This window comes from Streptomyces sp. TP-A0356 (assembly GCF_001417775.1).
Lineage (GTDB): Bacteria > Actinomycetota > Actinomycetes > Streptomycetales > Streptomycetaceae > Streptomyces.
Genome location: NZ_BBZJ01000016.1, coordinates 170,271 through 193,382, shown reverse-complemented (window position 1 = coordinate 193,382; position 23,112 = coordinate 170,271). Strand labels below are relative to the sequence as shown.

Sequence of the window (23,112 nt, the reverse complement as noted above, 5' to 3'; positions counted from 1 at the left end):
CAACCCGTGCCGCCGGGACCGGAACCCGTGCCGCCGGGACCGCCTCCCACGCCCCCCGCGCCGGGGCCCACACCGCCGGGACCGCCTCCCACGCCCCCCGTACCGGGGCCCACACCGCCGGGGCCGGGCCCCGTGCCTGGTCCGGGCCCCGACCGTCCGCAGCCCGTGCCGGAGCCGGGACCCGCTCCGGAGCCGGGCCCCGGCCCCCAGCCGCCCCCGTCCCCGATTCCGAAGCCGCCGGGTCCGGACCCGGTCCCCGAGCCCGAACCGGGACCGCCGCTGTCCTAGGAGCGGTTTTGCGGGCGACACATCGCCGGCACGACAGCGGCGGCCCGGCGCTGAGGGGACTCCCCTCGCGCCGGGCCGTCCGTCGGCCGTGCGCGGACCCGCTACGCCCTGACCTCCGACCGGTCCCCGCCCCACAGCGTGTGGTACGAGCCGTCGCGGTCCGTCCGCCGGTAGGTGTGTGCGCCGAAGAAGTCCCGCTGTGCCTGGGTGAGCGCGGCGGGCAGCCGTTCGGCGCGCAGGGCGTCGTAGTAGGCGAGCGCCGCGGCGAAACCGGGCGTCGGGACGCCCTGGCGGGTCGCCGCCGCGAGGACCTCGCGCCAGTCGTCCTGCGCCTCCCCGATCTCTCGTGCGAAGGTCTCGTCCGACAGCAGGCTCGGCAGGTCCGGGCGGGCGTCGTACGCGGCGCGAATGCGGTCGAGGAAGGCCGCGCGGATGATGCAGCCGCCGCGCCAGATGGAGGCGATCCTGCCGAGGTCGATGTTCCAGTCGTACTCCTCGCTGCCTGCCGCGATCTCGTGGAAGCCCTGTGTGTACGACACGATCTTGGAGGCGTACAGCGCCTGCTCCACGCGGTCGGCGAAGGCCGCGGCCTCCTCCTTGTCCAGCGGTGCCGGCTTCGGACCGGCCAGCCCCCGCGAGGCCTCGCGCAGTGCCGTGTGCCCGGACAGCGAGCGGGCGAACACGGCCTCGGCGATCCCGGAGACCGGTACGCCCAGATCCAGCGCGATCTGCACCGTCCAGCGGCCGGTTCCCTTCTGCTCCGCCTGGTCCTGGACCACGTCCACGAAGGGCTTGCCCGTCGCCTCGTCCACCTGGGAGAGCACCTCCGCCGTGATCTCGATCAGGTACGAGTCCAGTCGGCCGGTGTTCCAGGTGCGGAAGATCTCCGCGATCTCGGCGGGGGAGTAGCCGGCGATGTCGCGCAGCAACTGGTACGCCTCGCCGATCAGCTGCATGTCGGCGTACTCGATGCCGTTGTGGACCATCTTCACGAAGTGGCCGGCGCCGTCCGGGCCGACGTGCGTGACGCACGGGGCCCCGTCCTTCGCGTTCGCGGCGATCTTCTCCAGCATCGGGCCGAGGGATTCGTACGACTCCTTCGAGCCGCCCGGCATGATGCTCGGCCCGTGCAACGCGCCCTCCTCGCCGCCGGAGACGCCCGTGCCGACGAAGTGGATGCCCTGCTCGCGCAGCTCCTTCTCCCGGCGGCGGGTGTCCGCGAAGTGCGCGTTGCCGCCGTCGATGATCATGTCGCCGGGCTCCAGGAGCGGGGCGAACTCCTGGATCACCGCGTCGGTCGGCGCGCCCGCCTTCACCATGATCATCAGGCGGCGGGGGCGCTCCAGCGCCGCCACGAAGTCCTCCGGGGTCTCGGTGGGAACGAAGTCGCCTTCGTGTCCGAATTCCTTCACGAGCTCGTGCGTCCGTGACGCGGTCCGGTTGTGCAGGGCGACCGCATAGCCGTGGCGCGCGAAGTTGCGGGCGAGGTTGCGGCCCATGACCGCGAGACCCGTGACGCCGATCTGGGCTGAAGTGCTCATGGCGGTTGGCTCCTAGAGGTCCTGGAACCGGCGGTGCCGGTTCGGTCCTGAAGACATCCTCGGTGGGGTGCCGGTCGTGCTCGTCAGTGCTCGTCAGTGGTGGTCAGTGCTCGTCGGTGCTCGTCAGTATTGCCCCGTAACCATCCTGACGTGCCGGTACGCCGCACCGCACATCCGGATGTCCCGGTAAGGAGTACGCACAACCGGCCCCGGCCGCCTCAGTCGTTCCCCGTGGTCGCAACGGGGGGCGATTCCCGGTCAGTTGGCGCTCCCGAGCGGCCGATTGCCGTCTTGTCACGCCTTCTTCGCAGCCCTTACTTTTGCCCCTCCTGACGCATGTCGAGGGGGCTCTCCATGGCCGTACGCGGCCGGCACCGCCGGTATCAGCCGACAAGGATCAACCGCGCCTCGCTCACCGTCACGGCGGGTGGCGCGGGCATGGCGCTCCCGCTGATCGGCACCGGCGTCGCACACGCGGCCGACGTGAGCACCTGGAACAAGGTCGCCGCGTGCGAGTCCAGCCACAACTGGAGCATCAACACGGGCAACGGCTACTACGGCGGACTGCAGTTCACCCAGTCCACCTGGGAGGCGTACGGCGGACAGGCGTACGCCCGGCGAGCTGATCTGGCCACCAAGGACCAGCAGATCGCCGTGGCCGAGAAGGTCCTCAAGGGACAGGGCCCCGGCGCCTGGCCCCTCTGCTCGGTACGCGCCGGTCTGACCCGGGGCGGCGCCACCCCCGAGCTCGACACCTCGGACACCGCCACCCGGATCGCCAAGCGTTCCGTGCGTGACGTGAAACCGCAGACCACACCCCAGTCGCAGGCGGGCACCGCCGAGATGTACACGGTCGTACGGGGCGACACGCTCTCCGGCATCGCCGACTCCCACCGCGTCCAGGGCGGTTGGCAGCGGGTCTACGAGGCCAACCGTACGACGATCGGCACGGACCCCGACCTCATCCTGCCCGGCCAGCGGCTGAACCTCCGGACCAAGGCCCCGACGCACTCGGGGCCGCCCTCCACCCGGCCCCACAGGCCGTCCCCGCACAAGCCCAACTCCGCACCGCACAAGCCCAGTTCGGACGGGGGCACCACCACCCACTCCCGGGTCGCCCCGGTGGACGCCGCGATGGGCACGCCGTACCACGCCGCGGGTTCCTCCTGGTCGAAGGGCTACCACACCGGTGTGGACTTCCCCGTGCCCACCGGCACCTCGGTGAAGGCGGTGGCGCCCGGGCAGGTGGTCAGTGCCGGCTGGGGCGGCTCCTTCGGCTATCAGGTGGTCATCCGGCACACCGACGGCCGCTACACGCAGTACGCCCATCTGTCGGCGATCTCCGTGCAGGACGGGCAGAGTGTGGGGGCCGGCCAGCGCATCGGCCGCTCCGGCTCCACGGGCAACAGCACGGGCCCCCATCTGCACTTCGAAGTGCGGACAGGGCCCGAGTTCGGCAGCGACGTCGATCCGGTCGCCTATCTCCGGGCGGGCGGTGTCGCGATCTGACGGTCGTGGTGCCCGTCCGGCACGGGCACCGGCACGAGCGGGCCGCCGTAGAAGGGGCCGTACGGGTGTGCCGGCCGGCCGTAGGGAGCCGGCTCCCAGTCCTCGTACGTGCTCGAACTGACCGGTGCCGGCACGAACGTGTCGTCCTTCGCGGTCGCGGTGGGTGCGGGCACCGGGACCAGCAGGTCCTCCACGGGCTCCGGCTCGACGGTCCCCACCGGGACGGCCTCGACGGCCGCCGCCGTGGGCTGCTCGCCGCTGACGCGACGCGTGGTCAGCAGGATCAGACCGCCCCCGGCGACGACACCGCAGCCCAGGGCGAGCAGGGCGCCCGTCGTCCCGTGTCGGAAGGTCTCGCCGAACATGGTGATGCCGACAGCCGCAGCCACCAGCGGGTTCACCACCGTCAGCGCGGCGAGCGGCGCCGCGAGTCCGGCGCCCCGGTAGGAGGCCTGCGACAGCAGCATTCCCGCGGTCGCGAAGACGGCTATGACCGCGAGGCTCGGCAGCTCCGCGAGGGAGACCCCGTCCGTCCAGTCCACCGCGACCGTCTTGGTGAAGACGGACGACATGCCGAAGGCGACACCGGACGCGACCGCCAGCAGCACGCTGCGCACCGCCGGATGCCGGTGCGCAGCGCGGGCAGCGGCCATCAGCGCCACCACGCCCACGGCGCTGACCAGGGCCACCAGCACGCGCTGGGCGTCACTCAACGCGTGCGCCTTGGCGGCACCGACCAGTGACAGCAGGCCCGCGAGGCCCACGGTCGCCATCAAGGCACCCCGCCATGCGGTCGCCCCGGCCCGGCGGCCCGCGAACAGGGCCGCCATGGGCAGCGCGAACACGATGGTCAGCGCGCCCAGCGGCTGGACCAGGCTCAACGGACCGTAGGCGAGCGCCGCCACGTGCAGCAGCCCGCCGAGACCGTTCAGCACGACGGCCACCCACCAGCCCGGCCGCCGCAGTGGCGCGTACGACTCGCCCGGCGACGACACCGCCACGCGCTCCTGCACGATCGCTCCGCCGGCGTATGCGACGGCGGAGACGAGCGACAGGAACACGGACAACGCGAGGGCGCTCACGAGCGGCTCCTCTGCGTCGGGCCGGGGCGGGGAGCCCGGCGCGGCGAACGGTCTTCTTCCATGGTCGACACAATGCCGTGCGGCGCTCTTCCCGTCGTCGTCCCTGAGCAGGCATTGGGTCATACTGCCGGTGTAGTACTGAGGGTGTCCCGTCCTCCCCGAGAGGGGTGACACCCTGGGCGTCCCCCCTGGTGGAAGCACCTAGGGGTCTTGGTGACCTTGGTACTACTGACGTTCGTGGACCTCGGGTACTACTGACGTTCGTGGACCTCGACCCCGAACTCGCCGCGCTCGGCGCCCTCGGCGGCTTCTTCGTGCTGCACACCGGAGTGCCGCCCCGGGACGCCCTGCCGACCCTCGCGCGGGCGTATGCGCCCGAACACCCCGCCGCCCCCTGCGGTCCGCGTGCGGATCCGCTGACCGTTCGCGTCCGCAGGGTCGCGCGCAGTCTCGGCGCGCCCGAGGAACGGGTCGCCGCCTCGATCGCCCACCAGGGCCTGGCCGCCCGGCTGTGGTCCGTCGCCCTCGGCTGCGCCGCCCTGTACGGATGCCTGCCCGACCTCGATCCCCGGCTGCTGCACTGGGATCCGGACGGCGGCGCGCCGGACGACCTGTGGCTGAGCGAGGTGCGCGCGCTGCCGGTCGAGTCGCTCGACACGGTCGTCCGCGCCGACCACCTCGCACCGCTCGCGACCGCCCTGACCTCCCGGTACCGCGTCTCCGCAGGCCTGTTGCGGGGCAACGCGGGCTCCGCCCTCGCGGGCGCCGTGCGGATGGTCGACCACTGGGCGCGCACGGCAGGGCGCCCGGAGGTGGCGGAGCGGGCCCGCGCCCTGGCCGCGGGGCTGTTCGCGCACCCCGACCTGGCAGGCACCCTCGACCCCCTCACCGGCCGCCGCCGCAGCTGCTGCCTCTACTACCGGCTGCCCGGCGGCGGCCTGTGCGGCGACTGCTGCTTCGACCGCCCGCCGCTGCGCGGTTGAAGCACGGGCGGTCTTCCCCAACCGCCGCATCTGGGTGACCATGTGGGAAGCGACCGCTGAGACAGGGGGTACCGGGTGCGTGTGGGACTGCTGACCCGGGAGTACCCGCCGGACGTGTACGGCGGTGCGGGCGTCCATGTCGAGTTCCTCGCCCGGGAATTGGGCTCGCTCACGGACCTGGACGTGCACTGCTGGGGCGAGGGCGGTGCGGGCGGCGTCGTACGTCACCGGCCGTGGCCCACCCTCGACACCGCCAACGACGCCCTGCGCACCTTCTCCGTGGACCTCTCCATGGTCGCCGCCCTCGAAGGCCGAGAGCTGATCCACTCGCACACCTGGTACGCCAATCTCGCCGGCCACCTCGGCAAGCTGCTGTACGGCGTCCCGCATGTGATGACCGCCCACTCGCTGGAGCCGCTGCGTCCCTGGAAGGCCGAGCAACTCGGCGGCGGATACGCCCTCTCCAGCTGGGCCGAGCGCACCGCGATCGAGGCCGCGGACGCCGTGATCGCGGTCTCCGGCGCCATGCGCGACGACATCCTGGGCTGCTATCCGGCCCTCGACCCGGCGCGGGTCCACGTCGTGCACAACGGCATCGACACCACCCTCTACCGGCCGGACCACGACACGGACGTCCTCGCCCGCATCGGTCTCGACCGCCACCGCCCGTACGTCCTGTTCGTCGGCCGAATCACCCGCCAGAAGGGCGTGCCCCATCTGCTGCGCGCGGTACGGGACATCGACCCGGCGGCCCAGGTGGTGCTGTGCGCGGGCGCTCCGGACACTCCCGAGCTCGACCGCGAGTTCCGGGAGCTCTTCGAGGAGTTGAGCAGGAGCCGCGGCGGCGTCCACTGGATCCCGAAGATGCTGCCGCGTCCCGACGTGATCCAGCTCCTCACCCACGCCGCCCTCTTCGTCTGCCCGTCGGTGTACGAGCCGCTGGGCATCGTCAACCTGGAGGCCATGGCGTGCGGCACGGCCGTGGTCGCCTCGCGCACCGGCGGCATTCCGGAGGTCGTGGACGACGGCCGTACCGGACTGCTGGTGGACGTGGACGACGACTTCGAGGGGCGCCTCGCACGCGCCCTCGACGCCGTCCTCGGCGACCCGGAGGCCGCGGAGCGCATGGGCGAGGCGGGACGGAAGCGGGCGGTGGAGGAGTTCGGCTGGGACACGGTGGCCCGCCGCACGGTTCGCCTGTACGAGGAAGTCCTCGAACAGGGGTAGTCATTGAGCAGAGAGCGGCACAACCGGGCGTAGAGGGGCGGCGGCATGCGGCGCGGTGGACCTTCGGTGCTGGGAATCGTACTGGCCGGCGGGGAGGGGAAGCGGCTGATGCCGCTGACCGCGGACCGCGCGAAACCGGCCGTGACCTTCGGCGGAACCTACCGCCTCGTCGACTTCGTCCTGTCCAACCTCGTCAACGCCGACATCCTGCGCATCTGCGTGCTCACGCAGTACAAGTCGCACTCGCTGGACCGGCACATCACCACGACCTGGCGGATGTCCAGCCTGCTCGGCAACTACATCACGCCCGTGCCGGCCCAGCAGCGGCTCGGCCCCCGCTGGTACCTGGGCAGTGCCGACGCGATCCTGCAGTCGCTGAACCTCGTCTACGACGAACGGCCGGAGTACGTGGCGGTGTTCGGCGCCGACCACGTCTACCGCATGGATCCCCGGCAGATGCTCGCCCAGCACATCGACAGCGGCGCGGGCGTGACCGTCGCGGGGATACGGGTGCCGCGCGTGGAGTCCTCGTCGTTCGGTGTGATCAGCCCCGGCTCGGACGCCCAGACCGTGGAGCGCTTCCTGGAGAAGCCCGCCGATCCGCCCGGCCTGCCGGACGACCCCGAGTGCGTGTTCGCCTCGATGGGCAACTACATCTTCACCACCAAGGCGCTGATCGAGGCGCTCCAGCGGGACGCGGAGGACGCGAACTCCGTGCACGACATGGGCGGTTCGATCCTGCCCGCGCTCACCGACCGCGGCGAGGCCCAGCTGTACGACTTCAGCGCCAACCACGTGCCCGGTGAGACCAGCCGGGACCAGGGGTACTGGCGGGACGTGGGCACCCTGGACGCGTACTACGACGCCCATATGGACCTGATCGCGGAGCGGCCCGCCTTCAACCTGTACAACCGCAGCTGGCCGATCTACACCCATTCCGGCCAGCTCTCGCCGGCCCGTTTCAACGCGGGCGGCATCGCCAGCGAGTCGATCATCAGCGCCGGGTGCCTGATCCGGGGGCAGGTGACGCGGTCGGTTCTGTCGCCGGGAGTCGTGGTGGACCCGGGCGCCGTCGTCCAGGGTTCGGTCCTGCATGACAACGTGCATGTCGGGCGGGGTGCGATCGTGCGCGGGGCCGTCCTCGACAAGAACGTGGAGGTGCCGCCAGGCGCGACGATCGGCGTCAATCCGGAGCGGGACGCGGAGCTGTACACGGTGTCGAAGGGCGGGGTCATCGCGTTGGGGAAGGGCCGGCGCGTGTCGTAGGACGTCGCTGGACGGCCCCGGTGACGCAGCGCGCCGGGGCCGTCCGGCAGGCCGGGGGAACCACGCCCGGGCTGGCTTGTCATGTACCTGTACGTGAAGCGGAATGCGTGTTGTCATGCCAACTGCCGTTGGTGACAACGTTGTACCGCCGTCACCGCGAGCACCGCACCGCCGCGGGGCCCGCCCCCTGATACGCGACGCGCCCGGATCAACCCTTCCGGTTGCCCGGGAAACTGACGCCCCGCCAGCACCATGTGCACAACGATGTCGATCCTCCGGAGGCTTCCGAGATGAGATGGACCCGGCGCCTGCGCCTGTACGTCGCGGGCGCGGTGACGGCCTCGGCGCTGTTCGCCCTGCCGACCGCCCATGCCGCCGAGCCGCACGACGACAGGCTCACCGACCTGGTCAACCCCTTCATCGGCACACAGGACGAAGGCAACACCTTCCCCGGCGCCGCCGTGCCCTTCGGCATGGTGCAGTTCTCGCCGGACACGGGCCACAACACCGGCTACGACTACACCCAGCACCAGATCCGCGGCTTCTCCCTGGTCCACCTCTCCGGCGTCGGCTGCGCCATCGGAGGGGATCTGCCCGTGCTGCCGACGACCGGTGACGTCACCGAGACGGACTACGCCAAGTACGCGGCCCACTTCAGCCACGACCATGAGCAGGCGAGCCCCGGCTACTACCGGGTCGGGCTCGACAGCGGCATCCAGGCCGAGTTGACGGCGACCGAGCGCACCGCGGTGCAGCGCTACACGTTCCCGGCCACCGGCAAGGCCAACGTGCTGCTCAACGCGGGCCAGTCGCTGCACAAGAACGTCTCCTCCAAGGTGGAGATCCTCGACGACCGCACCGTGCGCACCGAGATCACGGGCAGCGGGTTCTGCCGCCCCACCCGGCCGTACACGGTGTACACGCTCACCCGTTTCAACCGGCCCTTCACCGCGCACGGGACCTGGTACCAGGACTCCATCACACGGGGCGCGAGGACGTCCTCCGGCCCCGGGCGCAACGGCGCCTACGTCACCTTCGACGCGACGAAGGACCGTACGGTCGAGGCGACCACCGCGCTGTCGTACGTCGACGCGCGCGGCGCCGCCGTCAACCTGGGTGCACCGGACGTCCGTTCGTTCAAGGACGCTCGCGAGGCCGCACGCCGTGCCTGGGAGGACCGCCTCGACGATGTTCGGGTGCAGGGCGGCAGCGCCGCCCTGCGCACCGCCTTCTACTCGTCCCTGTACCGGTCGTTCCTCGCGCCGAACATCGGCAGCGACGCCGACGGCCGCTACACCGGCTGGGACCAGCGGATCCACCGGGCGCAGGGGTTCACGTACTACCAGAACTGGTCGCTGTGGGACACCTACCGCACCCAGTCCCAGCTCCTGTCCCTGCTCGCGCCGCGCCAGGCGCGCGACATGGCGATCTCCGTGATCAAGATCGACGAGGAGGGCGGCTGGCTGCCCAAGTGGGGCTACGGCACGGTGGAGACGAACATCATGAGCGGCGACCCGGTCACCCCGTTCCTCACCCACGCCTACCAGCAGGGACTGCTCAAGGGGTACGAGGAACGGGCGTATCGCGCGCTCAAGAAGAACGCCGACGGCGTACCGCCCGCCGACACCATGTACGTGGGCCGCGAGGCCAACCGCGAGTACATCGCGAACGGCTTCGCGCCCTACACCAAGGACAGCCCGTACGCCAAGCCCGGCGACTCCGACTACCACCACGGTGGGTCGGTGACGCTGGAGTACGCCCTGTCCGACGCCATGCTCGCCCAGATGGCGCGCGGCCTGGGACATGACGCGGACGCGGCGCGCTATGCCGCACGGTCGCGCAACTACCGCACCATCCTCGACCCCTCGACCGGCTTCTTCCGCGCCCGGGACGCCTCCGGGGCCTTCGTCGGACCGGCCGACCCGGCCAAGAGCGAGGGCTTTCACGAGGGCACGGCCTGGCAGTACCAGTGGCTCGTGCCGCAGGACCTGCCCGGCATGGTGGGCCTCATCGGCGGCGAGCGGGCGGCGAACGACCGGCTCGACGCCTTCTTCGCCTACGACCAGCTGCTGAAGAACCCGGCGAAGACGGCGCGCGAGGTCTGGGTGAACGGACCGTACGCCTACTACAACGCGGACAAGTACAACCCACAGAACGAGCCCGACCTCATCGCCCCGTACACCTACCTCTCCACCGGCCAGCCGTGGAAGACCACGGACGTGGTGCACGCGGCGCTGACCCTCTTCACGGACGGGCCGACGGGCATCACCGGCAACGACGACCTCGGCACGATGTCCGCCTGGCACGTGCTCTCGTCGATCGGCATCTTCCCGGTGCAGCCCGGTTACTCGACCTGGGGCCTGACGGCGCCCGTCTTCGAGCGGGTCGACCTGGTCCTGGACCGGGCGTACTACCCCAACGGCGGGCTGACCATCACCGCTCCGGGCACGTCCGACGGCAACCGGTACATCCAGGGGGTGCGCGTCCTCGGAACGGCCTACGAACGGACGTATGTCACGTCCGACACGCTACGCCGTCTGGGCACCCTGGAGTTCACGGTCGGCGCGCGGCCGTCCGGGTGGGGCACGGCCCCGAACGCCGGGCCGCCGGCACTGAAGTGACCTCGTGCGTCACCTGAGTCCCGCCCCTCCCCGAGGGGCGGGACTTCATCCGCCGTTAACTGTACGTAGCCTGATCGTACTTGACCGTAATCGCTTGTCGGAGGTTGACTTCTTGCTTCCCACCCCGTCGACGCGAGGCAAGCCATTGACTTCTGACCTGCTCGCACCACTCGACCTGGCGTTCTGGAACATCGAGTCCGCCCGGCACCCCATGCACCTCGGTGCCCTCGGCGTGTTCTCCTGCCTCTCACCCACCGCGGGCGCCCACGCCGCCGATCTGCTCGCGGTCCGCGCCGCCGCGGTGCCGGGGTTGCGCATGCGGATCCGGAACGTCTGGCTGCCGGACGTACGTCTTTCGCGCCACCTCGCCGCCGCACGCCTCCCGCTCGCCCTGGGCGGTGCTGCCCGTGAAGCCGCACCCGACTTCGACCCGCTCGACCACGTTCGGCTGCACGCCCCCACCGACGACTTCCACGCCGTGGCGGGGCAGCTCATGGGACGCCCCCTGGAACGCGACCGACCGCCGTGGGAGGCACATGTGCTGCCGGGCGAGTCCGGCACCTCCTTCGCCGTGCTCTTCAAGTTCCACCACGCCCTCGCCGACGGGCTGCGGGCCCTGACGCTGGCGGCCGCCGTCCTGGACCCGATGGACATGCCGGAGCCCCGCCCGCGTCCCCAGGAGAGCGCCCGTGGTCTCCTGCCCGACGTGCGCAGACTCCCGGGCCTGCTGCGGGGCACACTCGCCGATGTGGGCCGCGCCCTCGACATCGGGGCCTCCGTCGCCCTGTCCACCCTCGGCATGCGTTCGTCGTCCGCGCTCGTCTCCGAGCCCAGCGGCACCCGCCGCACCGCCGGTGTGGCCATCGACCTCGACGATGTGCACCGGGTGCGCAAGTCGGAGGGCGGCACCGTCAACGACGTCCTCATCGCGGTCGTAGCGGGTGCCCTGCGCCGCTGGCTGGACGAACGCGGCGACGGCAGCGCGGGCGTCGAGCCCCGCGCCCTGATCCCCGTCTCCAACCGTCGTCCGCGCAGCGCGCACCCGCAGGGCAACCGGCTCTCCGGTTACCTGATACGGCTCCCGGTCGCCGACCCGGACCCGCTGGAGCGCCTGCGGACGGTGCGCACGGCGATGGACCGCAACAAGGACGCCGGGCCCAACCGGGGCGCGGGCGCGGTCGCGCTGCTCGCCGACCATGTGCCGGCGCTGGGCCACCGGCTGGGCGGACCGCTGGTCAGCCTGGCCGCCCGGCTCTGGTTCGACATCCTGGTCACCAGCGTGCCCCTGCCCAGCCTCGGCCTGAAGCTCGGCGGCAACCCGCTCACCGAGGTCTACCCGCTCGCCCCGCTGGCCTGCGGCCAGTCCCTCGCGGTGGCGATCTCGACCTACCGCGGTCGCGTGCACTACGGGCTCGTCGCCGACGGCCGGGCGGTGCCGGACCTGGAACGGCTGGCGGACGCGGTCCGTGAGGAGGTGGAGACGCTGCTGGCGGCCTGCCGAACCTGACGAGCGGCGGCACCCGTCCCCGCGCACGGTCGTCGCCGCGTCGCTCGGGCGCCGTTCCTCGGCGTGCGTGGGCGGGCACGCTGCCGTCGTCGGTCACGCGGCGCTCCGTGTGTCAAGCGCCCCGCGCGGCTGTCCGCGCGGGCCCCGCGCAGCCGCGTTCCCCCACGACCCGGTGCGATCCGGGGCCGCCCGGACCGTCACCGCTCGTGGCGGTGACCGGTGCGGGTTTGGTGACCCGGCCCTGCGCTCCGTAAAATTCCGCGTTCGAAGGCGAGCGCGGTCGGAGCGCTGCGCGGGTGAGCGAGGAATGCAGCGCGATGACGGTGACACAGGACGGCCCGGCGGGCGACGTCTCGGCGGCCATGGACGAGGTGACGTACGGGCCCGGCATCGACCCGGAGCGCCTTGCCGTCTGCCTCAGCGTGCTCCAGGAGCTCGACCGGCTGGACGTCGACCACCCCGACGCGGTCATGGTGCGCCGAGCCACCTCGCACCTCTACCGCACGGTCAAGCAGCGCCGCCGCCAGGAGCGCCGGGCAGCCAAGACCGCCCATGACAAGGCGGTCACCGAGGCGACGGCGACGGGCTCCGCGCAGCGCATCGACGACGAGACCGAGGGGATCCTGCCGTCGTCGGCCACCGAGGCGGGCCGGATCGCGGGGATACTCCAGCGCCCGCGCTCCTGCTACGTCTGCAAGACCCGCTACGTCGAGGTCGACTACTTCTACCACCAGCTCTGCTCGCGGTGCGCCGCCGAGAACCGGGCCCGCCGCGACGCCCGCACCGACCTCACCGGCAGGCGCGCCCTGCTCACCGGGGGCCGCGCCAAGATCGGCATGTACATCGCGCTTCGCCTGCTGCGGGACGGCGCCCACACCACCATCACCACCCGGTTCCCGAACGACGCGGTCCGCCGCTTCAGGGCCCAGCCCGACAGCGACGAGTGGATCGACCGGCTGAAGATCGTCGGTATCGACCTGCGCGACCCCGCCCAGGTGGTGGCGCTCGCCGACTCGGTGGCCGCCGAGGGACCGCTGGACATCCTGATCAACAACGCCGCGCAGACCGTACGCCGTTCCCCGGAGGCCTACAGCGAGCTGGTCGCGGCCGAGTCCGCGCCTCTCCCGGCGGGCGAGCTGCCGTCCGCCGAGGTCATCGGCACCTTCGGCTCCGGGGCCGTGGCCGCGCTGCCGGTGGCCGGTGGCGGCGCGCTGACCGCCCAGGACGTCACCGACCTCGCGCTGGTCTCCGGCTCGGCCTCCCTGGAGCGGATCGCGGCCGGTACGGCGATCGACGCGGGCGGGCTCGTCCCCGATCTGCACGACACCAACAGCTGGATCCAGTCGGTGGAGGAGGTCACGCCGGTCGAGCTGCTGGAGGTCCAGCTGTGCAACTCCACGGCGCCCTTCATCCTGATCAGCCGTCTGCGCGCCGCGCTGGCCGCCTCCGCGGCCCGGCGCACGTACATCGTGAACGTCTCCGCGATGGAGGGCGTGTTCAACCGCGGTTACAAGGGCGCCGGGCACCCGCACACCAACATGGCCAAGGCCGCCCTGAACATGCTCACGCGCACCAGCGCCGACGAGATGTTCGAGAAGGACGGCATCCTGATGACCGCCGTCGACACCGGCTGGATCACCGACGAGCGCCCGCACCCGGACAAGATGCGCCTGGCCGACGCGGGCTTCCACGCCCCGCTCGACCTCGTGGACGGAGCGGCCCGGGTATACGATCCGATTGTGCGCGGCGAGCAGGGCGAGGACCTGTACGGCGTCTTCCTGAAGGACTACGCGCCCGGGAAGTGGTGATCCCAGCGGTCCACAGGGCGGTGACGCGTCACCCCTGACGCGTGGCCTGGCGCCGAGCGGGAACTCGGGCTCTCATGAGCACCGCGCAAGGAGGTCTCATGCCCACTCCACACGAGATCGATCCACGCGCCGCCGGCGATCCCCGCAACGTGTATCCGAGCGACGAGCAGTTCTACGCGTCCGACCGTCCGGCGCACCCCGACCTGCCGGAGGACCGGCCGCGCGGCGGGCGCGCCCCGGAACCGCTGAAACACCGCGGGACCTGGGCCACCGTCGGGCTGATCGCCTGCATCGTCCTGCTGATCCTTGCCGGGATCGCGCTGTTCCCCTGAGCGCTCGAAGCGAATGACGGTCACCGTCACGAGTGAGGTGGTGCCCGTGCTGCCACGTGCGACGGGGTGCGTATGACCACAGCCGTTCATGAACGGCGTACGCCCCGGAGACGGAGGTCTCCGGGGCGTACGCCGCCCTGGACGAAGCGGGCCATCTCGGTGCGGACGAGACCGGGGGACACCGAGTTCACCCGCACCTTCGGCGCCGGCTCACCCGCGAGCTGCCCGGTGAGGTGCAGCAGGACCGTGGCCGCCCTGCCCTCGAATCCGTACGGCGGCGTCAGCCGCGTACCGTCTCATGACGGACCGTCAGATGACAGCCGCCAGGCGCGTAAGGCATACCCCTGCCCCGGCCCTCAGCGGGCGCGCTCGGCGTACAGGGGCCTTGATCCGCCGACCGGCTGGCCGCCGTACGGCCGAGCGGCGACGGCCGCGAAGGTCAGGACCGCACAGGCGGCGTACGCCGTGCCGGGCCATGCCAGCACGGCCGGGTAAGGGCTGGGGTGCGCCAGGCCGTCCTCCATGCGGATCAGGAGGGGCACCAGGCGAGCGGCCGTGGTGACGGTCCACGCCGCCAGCGTGACACGGTTGAGCAGGCTCGCCCGGCCGGGCCCATGGGCCAGCCACATCATGGCCGGCAGGCACCACACCCAGTGGTGGCTCCATGAGATGGGCGACACGAGCAGACCGTACAACTCGGCGGTGACGAGGATGCCGAGAAGGTCCTGACGCCGTACGGCGCTCCGCAGGGCCCAGGCGGCCACAACCGTGACCAGGAGGAGGGCCGTCCACCATGCCACGGAGGCTCCCGGGCCAGGGTCCAGGAGCCTGCCGAGTGCCCCGCGCAGGGACTGGTTGCGCACCGACCATGCGGGGCCGATCCGCTGAGTGTCCGTCACCAGGGTGAACCAGTAGCGGGCCGACTCGTGCGGGGCGGCCAGCCAGGCCAGGGCCGTTGCTCCGCCCCCGGCGGCGAGGGCCCATGCCGCCGCCCGCCACTGCCGGGTCGCCAGCAGGTACAGACCGCCGAAGGCCGGAGTGAGTTTCACCGCGGCCGCCAGGCCCAGGGCCGCTCCCCGGGCCGCGGCCCCGCGCAGTACGACCAGCGCCGTCATGACCAGGGCGGCCAGCAGCAGATTCACCTGTCCCTGGTCCAGGGTGTGGCGCACGGGTTCCAGCCACAGGCCGGCCGTGGTCCACAGCAGGACGCGGGGCGCTTCGGGTCGGTCGGCACCGGGGGACAGGAGCCGGTCGGCGCAGTAGCCGATCACGGCCAGGGCCGCCACGGAGGCCGCCTGCCACAGGACGACGACCGCCGTCCAGGGAAGGTGCGACAGCGGCAGGAACACCAGGGCCGCGAACGGCGGATAGGTGAACGGCAGGACGGGGATCGGCGGGCCGGTGTGCAGCCGGTAGTCGTACAGTCCGCCGGAGAACACCAGAGGAGAGGCTTCCCGGTAGACACGGAGGTCCAGCGGCTGGGGAGGGAAGACCAGGACCGCGAGGAGATGGAGTGCCAGGGAAGCGGCCAGGCACCACGCGGCATGCCTGGTCGTCCACGTTCCGATCACGCGGCCCCAGGCGCGAGGGAATCCGTGTCGGCGGCACATTTCATACAGTGTGACGCGGCCGAACGGTCCCATCGTGCCCATTACGCCGACAGTAGCGTGTCGCTCAGCCGCTCCCCAGGCGGTCCAAAGCGGCGATGAGACGCGCCAGATCACGGCGCCGCGACGCGGCCGGCCACACCGCCCAGGTGCGGCGGACCAACGGGTGGCCGACCAGCGGTGACCAGGTCACACGGGCGGGCAGGGACCCCCACTCCGGTGGCGCCAGGGCGAAGGCCCGCCCCGCGCTCACCGCGGCGAGCTTCACGTCCGCGAGCAGGAGCTGTCCCTGCGGCGCCGCGGGGCCGAGGTCCAGGCCGTGGCTGCGCAGGATGGCGGTCAGCTCGTCGTACCAGGCGGGGCTGCCGGCACGCGGGAAGCCCACCCACTCCAGTCCCACGAGCGACTCCAGCGCGATGCCGTCGGGACCGACGAGTTCCGCCGCCTGCTCGGTGGCCAGCAACACGCCCAGCCTCTCCCGCACCACGAGCAGCGCATCGAACTCCTGTCCGGGTGGTCGCTCCCGCAGCAGACCGAGGTCGAGCTCGTCGGCCTGCAGTGCGGTCATTTGTTGCGCGGTGGACAGATGGCGTGCCTGCACCCTCGTGCCGGGGTGGGCCCCGGCGAGTTCCGCGAGGGCCGAGTCCAGCAGACCGGGCGGCAGCTCCAGCGGTATCCCGATCCGCAGCACACCGCCCCCGTCGCCGGTGTAGGCGGCCATCGCGCGCACCGCCTGGTCGTGCCGGGCCAGTACCGCGCGTGCCTCCCCGAGCAGCGTCGCCCCCGCGTCGGTGGCGCGCACACCGGCACTGCTGCGGGTCAGCAGCTTCACACCGAGCCGCCGTTCCAGACCGCTGATCGTCTGGGACAGCGCCGGCTGGCTGAGGTGCAGCCGCCGGGCCGCGGGCGACAGGCCGCCCTCTTCCACGACGGCGACGAACGCGCGCAGCTCCCGCAGCTCCATGCACGTATGCCATCACGCTCGTCCCGCGGGTGTCACACGGGGCTGAGCGGCGCTCATGGAGCGGGATGACCTGGGATCAGGGAGCAGGAGGTCGGGGCTTCGACGGCCTCCACCTCGCGGCGGAGCGTCGGAAGGCGGCCTCCGGGCCTCCTCAGTCCACCGCCCCCAGCCGGGCGTGCCGGGCCGCCACCAGCTCCAGGACCGTCCGCCAGTCCTCGAGCACCCCGGCGTCCAGGCCGGCCACCTTGGCCGCCTCGTCCGCCTGGCGCAGGGTGACCGCGTCGTCGGCCATCGGGTCGCGTTCGAACGCGGCCGCCTCCGCCGGCGTCATGGGCCCGCCCTGCCGCGTCAGGACCGGCGCGCTGAGCGCGGACGTCCCGTGTCCGCGCGTGGCCGCGGCCAGATAGCGCTTGGCGGCCACGTGGAGGCGTACGAGGCGGGAGACCCGTTCGCCGAGCAACGGCCGTACGGCGTCGGCCGCGTGGTCCGCGTGCCCGGCGTCGTCACCCGGCCGCAGCATCCGGCCGATGTCGTGCACCAGTCCGGCGACCTGGAGTTCCTTGTCCGCGGGGTGACTTCGGCGCAGCAGCGCGGCGGTCTGCAGGGCGTGGTCGTGCAGATCGACCGGCTCGATGCCGCCTTCCGGGACGTTCCGCGCGCCCCGGCAGGCGTGCAGCAGATCCATCAGCTCCTCGACGCTGCGCAGCCTCATGCGTCAGTCCTCCCGCGAGAAAAGCCGTTGCCGACCGTCAGCAGATCATGGCGAGCTTGCGACTCGGCCAACGGGACCTGAACTGAGCACCGAATGCGTCGAGCCGGGCACCTGACGTACCGGTGAGCAGTTCGACCGTTGGTCCGAATGGGTGGCCATGAACGGGGCAATCCACGCCAAAGTGGTTGAGAATCGGGCTGAGTGAATTCCGTATGACTCAAGACAGTTACCTGGTTGTTTCAGCCCCATCGAGCGGGCACCCGCTCATTTGGTTACTCTGGACGGTAAGGACAGCCTTTTGGGGTCCCACCCACACCCAGGGTCCGTCCCAGGGACAGGCCGGTCACCACGGCCTGTTCTCCTACGAGTTGCCGACGCCACCGCGTCCGACCTGATTTCGACCAAGACCCGAGCGGACGTCGAGGGCGCAGCGGCAGACTGGGCCGGTACGTCCCGAGGGTTACCCGACACATGAAGGAGTGCGCGGTGACACCGGAGAAGACGAATCACGATCAGCGGCCCAAGGAACGCGGGGAGCGCGGCGGCCGCCGGGCGGAGAAGAAGCTCGGCAGCCTGGACGTGTGGGCCAGGTCCGCCCCCATCAGACTGGCCGGCTACGAGGACGACCTCGCCGAGCCCCACATCCTGCCGAGCGTCGACTGACCTCGCGGACCCCTCGTGATCGCTGACGGCATGGGCGTGCCGGACTCGGCGCCCATGCTGATCAGAGAAGCCGAGGCTGACGACTGGCCGCGCATCTGGCCGTTCTGGCACCGGATCGTCGCCGCCGGTGAGACCTACGCCTGGGACCCGGACACCACCGAGGAAGCGGCCCGCGCCCTGTGGATGGCGCCGGTCAAGCGTGTGTACGTCGCCGAGGACGACTCCGGGGCGGTCGTCGGCTCGGCCTACGTCATGCCCAATTACGGCGGTCCCGCCGCCCGCATCGCCAACGCCGGCTTCATGGTCGACCCCGACCGGGCGGGAGAGGGCATCGGGCGTGCCCTGGCCGAACACGTCCTGGCCGTGGCGAAGGCCGCCGGCTACCGCGGCATGGTCTTCAACGCGGTCGTGGAGACCAACCCGGCCGTGACGCTGTGGACGTCCCTGGGCTTCACGATCCTGGGCACGGTTCCGGGAGCGTACGAACACCCCCGGTTCGGCAGGGTGGGGCTGCACATCATGTACCGGGCACTGTGACGGCGATCCCCGAGGCCCCCGGGAGCGTCGGAGGGCGTCCGCGCGGTCGGCCGGACCCCTGACGCATGTGTCGACCACGCGCGGAGGGGGACTCGACGCTGCGTGGGCACGAGACCCTGGTGTTTCGCCGCTCACCTGCTGCGGGCCGGCGTGGGGGCGACAGCCCACCGCTCCGGCCCGGGCCGTCCGCACCGGCAGAGAGGCACGAAGCGTGAAGGACAACGGACCGCAGCACCCGGCGGAGCGGTACCCCCGTCCCGAGTTCCCCCAGCAGGATCAGCCGCACCCCGGCTGGACGGGCCCGATGGACCCGCCGCCGGACCACGGCGAGGACTCGTACCGCGGATGTGGGCTGCTCACGGACCGGAAGACACTCATCACCGGGGGTGACTCCGGTATCGGGCGTGCCGTGGCGCTGGCCTATGCCCGGGAGGGTGCCGACGTCCTGTTCACCCATCTTCCGGAGGAGAGCGACGAGGCACGCGAGACGGCCCGCCTGGTCGAGGAGGCGGGGCGCAAGGCGGTCCCGGTGGCCTGCGACATCCGCTACGAGGAGCAGTGCGACCGGCTGATCGAACGGGCGCTCGCGGAGTTCGGGCGCATCGACGTCCTGGTCAACAACGCCGCATACCAGATGTCCCAGCCCGACGGCATCGAAGCCATCACCACGGAACAGTTCGACCGGGTGATGCGCACGAACCTGTACGGGATGTTCTGGCTGTGCAAGAAGGCCCTGCCGCACATCCCGGCCGGCGGGTCGATCATCAACACCACGTCCGTGCAGGCGTACAAGCCCAGTCCGCACCTGCTCGACTACGCGACCACCAAGGGCGCCATCGTCACGTTCACACAGGGTCTGGCCCAGATGCTCGCCTCGGACGGCATCCGTGTGAACGCAGTGGCGCCCGGGCCCGTCTGGACCCCGCTCATCCCCGCCACCCTTCCGGACACCACCGAGTTCGGCAAGCAGTCTCCCCTGGGCAGGCCCGCCCAGCCGGCCGAGATCGCTCCCGCCTATGTCTTCCTCGCCTCGGAGCAGGCGAGCTACATCACGGCCGAGATCGTCAACGCGACGGGCGGCGTACCTCTGCCCTGACCCCTGCGCGCTTCGGAGATCCGGTTCGGGGAACCCGGCCCCCATGAGCGAGCACACCGGCACACAGGCGTCGTACTGGATCGAGACGGCGCCTGGGCTTCCCCGTCCGGCCCTCACCGAGGACATCGGCGTGGACGTGGCCGTGATCGGGGCCGGCATGGCGGGGCTGAGCACCGCCTGGGAAGTGGCCCAGAGCGGCCGCAGTGTCGCCGTGCTGGAGGCCGGCTGCCTGGCCGGCGGCGTCACCGGCCATACGACGGCCAAGCTCACCGCGCTCCACTCCCTCGTACACCAGCGCCTGCGCCGCACGCGCGGCCCCGAGGGCGCGAGGCTGTACGGCCACTCCCAGATGGATGCCCTCCGCAGAGCAGCCGCGCTCGTCGACGAACTCGGCATCGACTGCGACTGGGAGGACGCGGCGGCGTACACCTACACGCTGGATCACGACCGCGTGCCGGAAGTACGCGCGGAGGCGGAGGCCGCGCGTGAGGCGGGGCTGGCCGCCGAGTTCGTCACCGACACACAGCTGCCCTTCCCCGTTGCGGGGGCGGTCAGGGCCGCCGGCCAGGTGCAGTTCCACCCGCGCAAGTACCTCCTCGCCCTCGCAGACGAGCTGACGCGCAGGGGCGGGCAGCTCTACGAGGGCACCCGCGTGGTCGGTCTGCACGAAGGCGAACCCTGCCGCCTCACCACCGAGGCGGGGTACACGGTCACGGCAAGGGACGTCGTGGTGGCCACCCACTATCCCGTCTTCGACCGCGCCATGCTCTTCACCCGACTGGCCCCGCGACGCGAGGTCGTCCTGACGGCACCGATCGACGCCGGGCGCGACCCGCACGGGATGTACATCACCCCCGACGAGAACACACGGTCCCTGCGGACCGCTCCCTACCGGGACGGCACCCGCCTGCTGATCGTCACCGGTGAGCACTTCACTCCGGGTACGTCGGACAGCGGCGACCACTTCTCCCGCCTGGCCGACTGGGCCACCGAACACTTCGGGCCGCTCGACTTCACATACCGCTGGGCCACCCAGGACAACGACTCCACGGACACGGTGCCGCTCGTCGGGCCCCTGCACCCCGGAAGCCGCCACACCTACGTCGCCACCGGGTTCGGAGGCTGGGGCCTCAGTGGCGGAATCATGGCGGGGCTCCTGCTCTCCGCACTGATCGACGGGCGGAAGCCGCCATGGACGCATCTGTACGACCCGCGCCGGCTGGGCTCAGTGGTGCGCGAGGCACCCGCCTTCCTCAGGCACCAGGCCAAGGTCGCCCAGCACTTCGTGGGAGACCGGCTGACACCCCTGGCCGGCGGCGGGAGGTCGGTCGACGACATCGCTGCGGGCGACGGCGCCGTGATCCGGGTCGGCGCACACCTGTGCGCGGTCTCCCGCGACCAGGCGGGACGGGTGCACGCGCTGTCGGCGCGCTGCACCCACCTGGGGTGCCTGGTCGCCTTCAACCGCGCGGAACAGGCGTGGGAGTGCCCCTGCCACGGCTCCCGCTTCGACCTCGACGGACGGGTGCTGCAGGGGCCCGCCACGCGGCCGTTGGAGCGACGGGACCTCTGACGACGACATCCTGACGACGGCCCGGGGCCTCTGACGACATCCTGACGACTGACGACATCCTGACGACGGCCGTGGCCGGCGCGGGTGACGCTCGGGCGGACCTCAGACCTGCGCGTCCTCACACCTGCGCGCCCGCGCCCGACCGGGCACAGCCGATGCACACCTCCGTGTGCGGCACCGCCAGCAGACGGTCCCGGCCGATGACGTCGCCGCAGGTCGTGCACCGTCCGAAGCCGGGCGTTCCCACCTTGGGCAGGGCGGCGAGGACCCGGTCCAGCAGCTTCCGTGCGCGGTCGGCGTCCGCGCGCAGAGCCGCGAGCGCGGTCACCCGTGCGCCCACGTCGGCCGCGTCGAGGTCGCAGTCCGCGTAGAGGGCGGGCATCTTCGACTCGGCGTCGGAGAGTTCCTCGCGCAGCGCGTCGGCCTCGGCGGTGAGCCGGTCCGTGATCTCTCTCAGGTCGTCTGCCGACAGTTTCGTGGGCATGGGGGCTCCAACCGGGTAGGGGAGGTCGTGCGCGGTCAGGGCGTGCTCGGTCAGGGCTTGAGCAGCGTCTTGACCATGCCGTCCTCCTTGGCCTGGAACATCGCATAGGCCTTGGGGCCGTCCACCAGGGGCATGGCGTGCGTCTTGAAGGTGTCCACGCCGAGCGGATCCTCGTCCGTGAGCAGCGGCAGGATGTGCTCCACCCAGCGCCACACGTTCGCCTGTCCCATGCGCACCTGGATCTGCTTGTCGAACATGGCCAGGAGCGGCATGGGGTCCGCGACCCCGCCGTACACCCCGGAGACGGAGACGGTGCCACCCCGGCGTACCAGGTCGATGGCCGCGTGCAGGGCGCCGAGACGGTCCACTCCGGCGTGTTCCATCAGGGGCTGCGCCACGGCGCCGGGCAGCAGCCCGGTGACCCACTGCGCGGCCTTGGCCAGCGGCGCGCCATGCGCCTCCATGCCGACGGCGTCGATCACCGCGTCCGTCCCCCGGCCGTCGGTGAGGTCCCGTACGGCCTCGGTCAGGTCCCTACCGTGCCGGCGCACGTCGAAGCAGACGACCCCGCGCGCCGCGGCCCGCTCCAGACGTTCGTCCACCAGGTCCACGCCGATGACGAGGCCGGCGCCGCGGTGGCGGGCGACGCGGGTGGCCATGTCGCCGATGGGGCCCAGCCCCAGGACGGTGACACTTCCGCCCGGGGGCACCGCCGCGTACTCCACCGCCTGCCACGCGGTGGGCAGGACGTCGGAGAGGTAGACGTACCGGTCGTCCGGCGGCCCCTCGGGCACCTTGATGGGCAGCTTGTCGCCGAACGGCACCCGCAGGAACTCGGCCTGTCCGCCCGGCACCTGCCCGTACAGCTTCGAGTACCCGAACAGGGCGGCGCCGGTTCCGCGCTCCTTGACCTGGGTCGTCTCGCACTGCGAGTGCAGACCCTGGTTGCACATGAAACAGTCACGGCACGAGATGGTGAACGGTATGACCACCCGGTCGCCCGGCTTGAGCGCGCGCACCTGGGGTCCGACCTCCTCGACGATGCCCATGGGCTCGTGGCCGAGAATGTCCCCCGGGTCGAGATAGGGACCGAGGAGCTCGTACAGATGCAGATCGGAACCGCAGATTCCGGTGGACGTGATCCGCACGATGACATCGTCGGGCTTCTCGATCCGGGGGTCGGGGACGGTCTCCACGCGGACGTCCCGCCGGCCCTGCCAGGTCAGTGCTCGCATCACTCAGCTCCTCGGGTATCGCGTGCCGGGCACGGCACCGGCTTTCCGAGTCCCCTGGGGGCCCGCTTCGACACACC

General features: G+C 71.7%; 19 protein-coding genes and 1 pseudogene. 12 read left to right on the top strand and 8 right to left on the bottom strand.

Features of this window, described 5'->3' with window-relative positions; genetic code table 11:
• Positions 1 to 389: 389 nt before the first annotated feature.
• A complete protein-coding gene (gene gndA, locus ASC56_RS11645) occupies positions 390 to 1,829 on the bottom strand; it encodes an NADP-dependent phosphogluconate dehydrogenase (protein WP_055491238.1) in 1,440 nt (479 codons plus the stop codon).
• Between the two features lie 354 nt (positions 1,830 to 2,183).
• Between gndA and ASC56_RS11640 the strand changes: the two genes are divergently transcribed.
• The gene (locus ASC56_RS11640) at positions 2,184 to 3,338 is read left to right on the top strand and encodes a transglycosylase family protein (protein ID WP_055491237.1); all 1,155 of its coding nucleotides are present in this window, start codon (positions 2,184 to 2,186) and stop codon (positions 3,336 to 3,338) included.
• Here ASC56_RS11640 and ASC56_RS11635 read toward each other — a convergent pair.
• Positions 3,308 to 4,420: a DMT family transporter gene (locus ASC56_RS11635; protein WP_199835968.1), complete on the bottom strand. Its 1,113-nt coding sequence runs from the start codon at positions 4,418 to 4,420 to the stop codon at positions 3,308 to 3,310. The genes ASC56_RS11640 and ASC56_RS11635 overlap by 31 nt on opposite strands.
• Positions 4,421 to 4,683: 263 nt before the next feature.
• Between ASC56_RS11635 and ASC56_RS11630 the strand changes: the two genes are divergently transcribed.
• The 7 genes from ASC56_RS11630 to ASC56_RS11600 all read left to right on the top strand — a co-directional run bounded on the left by ASC56_RS11630 (position 4,684) and on the right by ASC56_RS11600 (position 14,164).
• Positions 4,684 to 5,403 (top strand): (2Fe-2S)-binding protein, encoded by a 720-nt coding sequence (locus ASC56_RS11630; RefSeq protein WP_055491236.1) that lies wholly within the window; start codon positions 4,684 to 4,686, stop codon positions 5,401 to 5,403.
• 75 nt (positions 5,404 to 5,478) lie between these two features.
• A complete protein-coding gene (gene glgA / locus ASC56_RS11625) occupies positions 5,479 to 6,630 on the top strand; it encodes a glycogen synthase (protein ID WP_055491235.1) in 1,152 nt (383 codons plus the stop codon).
• A gap of 45 nt (positions 6,631 to 6,675) precedes the next feature.
• The gene (gene glgC / locus ASC56_RS11620) at positions 6,676 to 7,896 is read left to right on the top strand and encodes a glucose-1-phosphate adenylyltransferase (RefSeq protein WP_055491234.1); all 1,221 of its coding nucleotides are present in this window, start codon (positions 6,676 to 6,678) and stop codon (positions 7,894 to 7,896) included.
• A 290-nt stretch (positions 7,897 to 8,186) separates the two neighbouring features.
• Positions 8,187 to 10,517: a GH92 family glycosyl hydrolase gene (locus ASC56_RS11615; RefSeq protein ID WP_055491502.1), complete on the top strand. Its 2,331-nt coding sequence runs from the start codon at positions 8,187 to 8,189 to the stop codon at positions 10,515 to 10,517.
• A 145-nt stretch (positions 10,518 to 10,662) separates the two neighbouring features.
• A complete protein-coding gene (locus ASC56_RS11610; protein WP_055491233.1) occupies positions 10,663 to 12,024 on the top strand; it encodes a wax ester/triacylglycerol synthase family O-acyltransferase in 1,362 nt (453 codons plus the stop codon).
• A 317-nt stretch (positions 12,025 to 12,341) separates the two neighbouring features.
• Complete coding sequence (locus ASC56_RS11605; protein ID WP_055491232.1) at positions 12,342 to 13,832, top strand: SDR family NAD(P)-dependent oxidoreductase; 1,491 nt, start codon at positions 12,342 to 12,344, stop codon at positions 13,830 to 13,832.
• Positions 13,833 to 13,930: 98 nt separating this feature from the next.
• The gene (locus ASC56_RS11600) at positions 13,931 to 14,164 is read left to right on the top strand and encodes a hypothetical protein (RefSeq protein WP_055491231.1); all 234 of its coding nucleotides are present in this window, start codon (positions 13,931 to 13,933) and stop codon (positions 14,162 to 14,164) included.
• Positions 14,165 to 14,304: 140 nt separating this feature from the next.
• Here the strand turns inward: ASC56_RS11600 and ASC56_RS41785 are convergent.
• The 4 genes and pseudogenes from ASC56_RS41785 to ASC56_RS11585 all read right to left on the bottom strand — a co-directional run.
• Positions 14,305 to 14,409: pseudogene (locus ASC56_RS41785) on the bottom strand (3-oxoacyl-ACP reductase); the annotation flags it as partial.
• Between the two features lie 111 nt (positions 14,410 to 14,520).
• The gene (locus tag ASC56_RS11595; protein WP_055491230.1) at positions 14,521 to 15,735 is read right to left on the bottom strand and encodes a glycosyltransferase 87 family protein; all 1,215 of its coding nucleotides are present in this window, start codon (positions 15,733 to 15,735) and stop codon (positions 14,521 to 14,523) included.
• Between the two features lie 103 nt (positions 15,736 to 15,838).
• Positions 15,839 to 16,735: a LysR family transcriptional regulator gene (locus tag ASC56_RS11590; protein WP_055491229.1), complete on the bottom strand. Its 897-nt coding sequence runs from the start codon at positions 16,733 to 16,735 to the stop codon at positions 15,839 to 15,841.
• Positions 16,736 to 16,886: 151 nt separating this feature from the next.
• The gene (locus ASC56_RS11585) at positions 16,887 to 17,447 is read right to left on the bottom strand and encodes an HD domain-containing protein (RefSeq protein WP_055491228.1); all 561 of its coding nucleotides are present in this window, start codon (positions 17,445 to 17,447) and stop codon (positions 16,887 to 16,889) included.
• Positions 17,448 to 17,933: 486 nt separating this feature from the next.
• On the opposite strand from ASC56_RS11585, the gene ASC56_RS41160 reads away from it, so the two are divergent.
• The 4 genes from ASC56_RS41160 to ASC56_RS11570 all read left to right on the top strand — a co-directional run bounded on the left by ASC56_RS41160 (position 17,934) and on the right by ASC56_RS11570 (position 21,316).
• Positions 17,934 to 18,110, top strand: coding sequence for a hypothetical protein (locus ASC56_RS41160; RefSeq protein WP_199835967.1), 177 nt, complete (start codon positions 17,934 to 17,936; stop codon positions 18,108 to 18,110).
• A gap of 54 nt (positions 18,111 to 18,164) precedes the next feature.
• Positions 18,165 to 18,647, top strand: a complete 483-nt coding sequence (locus ASC56_RS11580; protein WP_055491501.1) for a GNAT family N-acetyltransferase — start codon at positions 18,165 to 18,167, stop codon at positions 18,645 to 18,647.
• 211 nt (positions 18,648 to 18,858) lie between these two features.
• A complete protein-coding gene (locus ASC56_RS11575; protein WP_055491227.1) occupies positions 18,859 to 19,743 on the top strand; it encodes an SDR family oxidoreductase in 885 nt (294 codons plus the stop codon).
• 43 nt (positions 19,744 to 19,786) lie between these two features.
• Positions 19,787 to 21,316 carry an FAD-dependent oxidoreductase gene (locus ASC56_RS11570; RefSeq protein ID WP_055491226.1) on the top strand — a complete coding sequence of 510 codons (1,530 nt, stop codon included), beginning with the start codon at positions 19,787 to 19,789 and terminating at the stop codon, positions 21,314 to 21,316.
• Between the two features lie 118 nt (positions 21,317 to 21,434).
• Here ASC56_RS11570 and ASC56_RS11565 read toward each other — a convergent pair whose 3' ends face one another.
• Both ASC56_RS11565 and ASC56_RS11560 read right to left on the bottom strand, forming a co-directional pair.
• Positions 21,435 to 21,800, bottom strand: coding sequence for a TraR/DksA C4-type zinc finger protein (locus ASC56_RS11565; RefSeq protein WP_055491225.1), 366 nt, complete (start codon positions 21,798 to 21,800; stop codon positions 21,435 to 21,437).
• Positions 21,801 to 21,850: 50 nt separating this feature from the next.
• Entirely contained in the window at positions 21,851 to 23,035 is a 1,185-nt protein-coding gene (locus ASC56_RS11560) for an alcohol dehydrogenase catalytic domain-containing protein (RefSeq protein WP_055491224.1), read from the bottom strand.
• Between the last annotated feature and the right edge of the window lie 77 nt (positions 23,036 to 23,112).

What these genes read in the sequence shown, in the direction of transcription:
- gndA (WP_055491238.1), bottom strand. Translation starts at nt 1,829, where the DNA reads ATGAGCACTTCAGCCCAGATCGGCGTCACGGGTCTCGCGGTCATGGGC.
- ASC56_RS11640 (WP_055491237.1), top strand. Translation starts at nt 2,184, where the DNA reads ATGGCCGTACGCGGCCGGCACCGCCGGTATCAGCCGACAAGGATCAAC.
- glgC (WP_055491234.1), top strand. Translation starts at nt 6,676, where the DNA reads ATGCGGCGCGGTGGACCTTCGGTGCTGGGAATCGTACTGGCCGGCGGG.
- ASC56_RS11615 (WP_055491502.1), top strand. Translation starts at nt 8,187, where the DNA reads ATGAGATGGACCCGGCGCCTGCGCCTGTACGTCGCGGGCGCGGTGACG.
- ASC56_RS11605 (WP_055491232.1), top strand. Translation starts at nt 12,342, where the DNA reads ATGACGGTGACACAGGACGGCCCGGCGGGCGACGTCTCGGCGGCCATG.
- ASC56_RS11600 (WP_055491231.1), top strand. Translation starts at nt 13,931, where the DNA reads ATGCCCACTCCACACGAGATCGATCCACGCGCCGCCGGCGATCCCCGC.
- ASC56_RS11590 (WP_055491229.1), bottom strand. Translation starts at nt 16,735, where the DNA reads ATGGAGCTGCGGGAGCTGCGCGCGTTCGTCGCCGTCGTGGAAGAGGGC.
- ASC56_RS11585 (WP_055491228.1), bottom strand. Translation starts at nt 17,447, where the DNA reads ATGAGGCTGCGCAGCGTCGAGGAGCTGATGGATCTGCTGCACGCCTGC.
- ASC56_RS11580 (WP_055491501.1), top strand. Translation starts at nt 18,165, where the DNA reads ATGCTGATCAGAGAAGCCGAGGCTGACGACTGGCCGCGCATCTGGCCG.
- ASC56_RS11570 (WP_055491226.1), top strand. Translation starts at nt 19,787, where the DNA reads ATGAGCGAGCACACCGGCACACAGGCGTCGTACTGGATCGAGACGGCG.
- ASC56_RS11565 (WP_055491225.1), bottom strand. Translation starts at nt 21,800, where the DNA reads ATGCCCACGAAACTGTCGGCAGACGACCTGAGAGAGATCACGGACCGG.
- ASC56_RS11560 (WP_055491224.1), bottom strand. Translation starts at nt 23,035, where the DNA reads ATGCGAGCACTGACCTGGCAGGGCCGGCGGGACGTCCGCGTGGAGACC.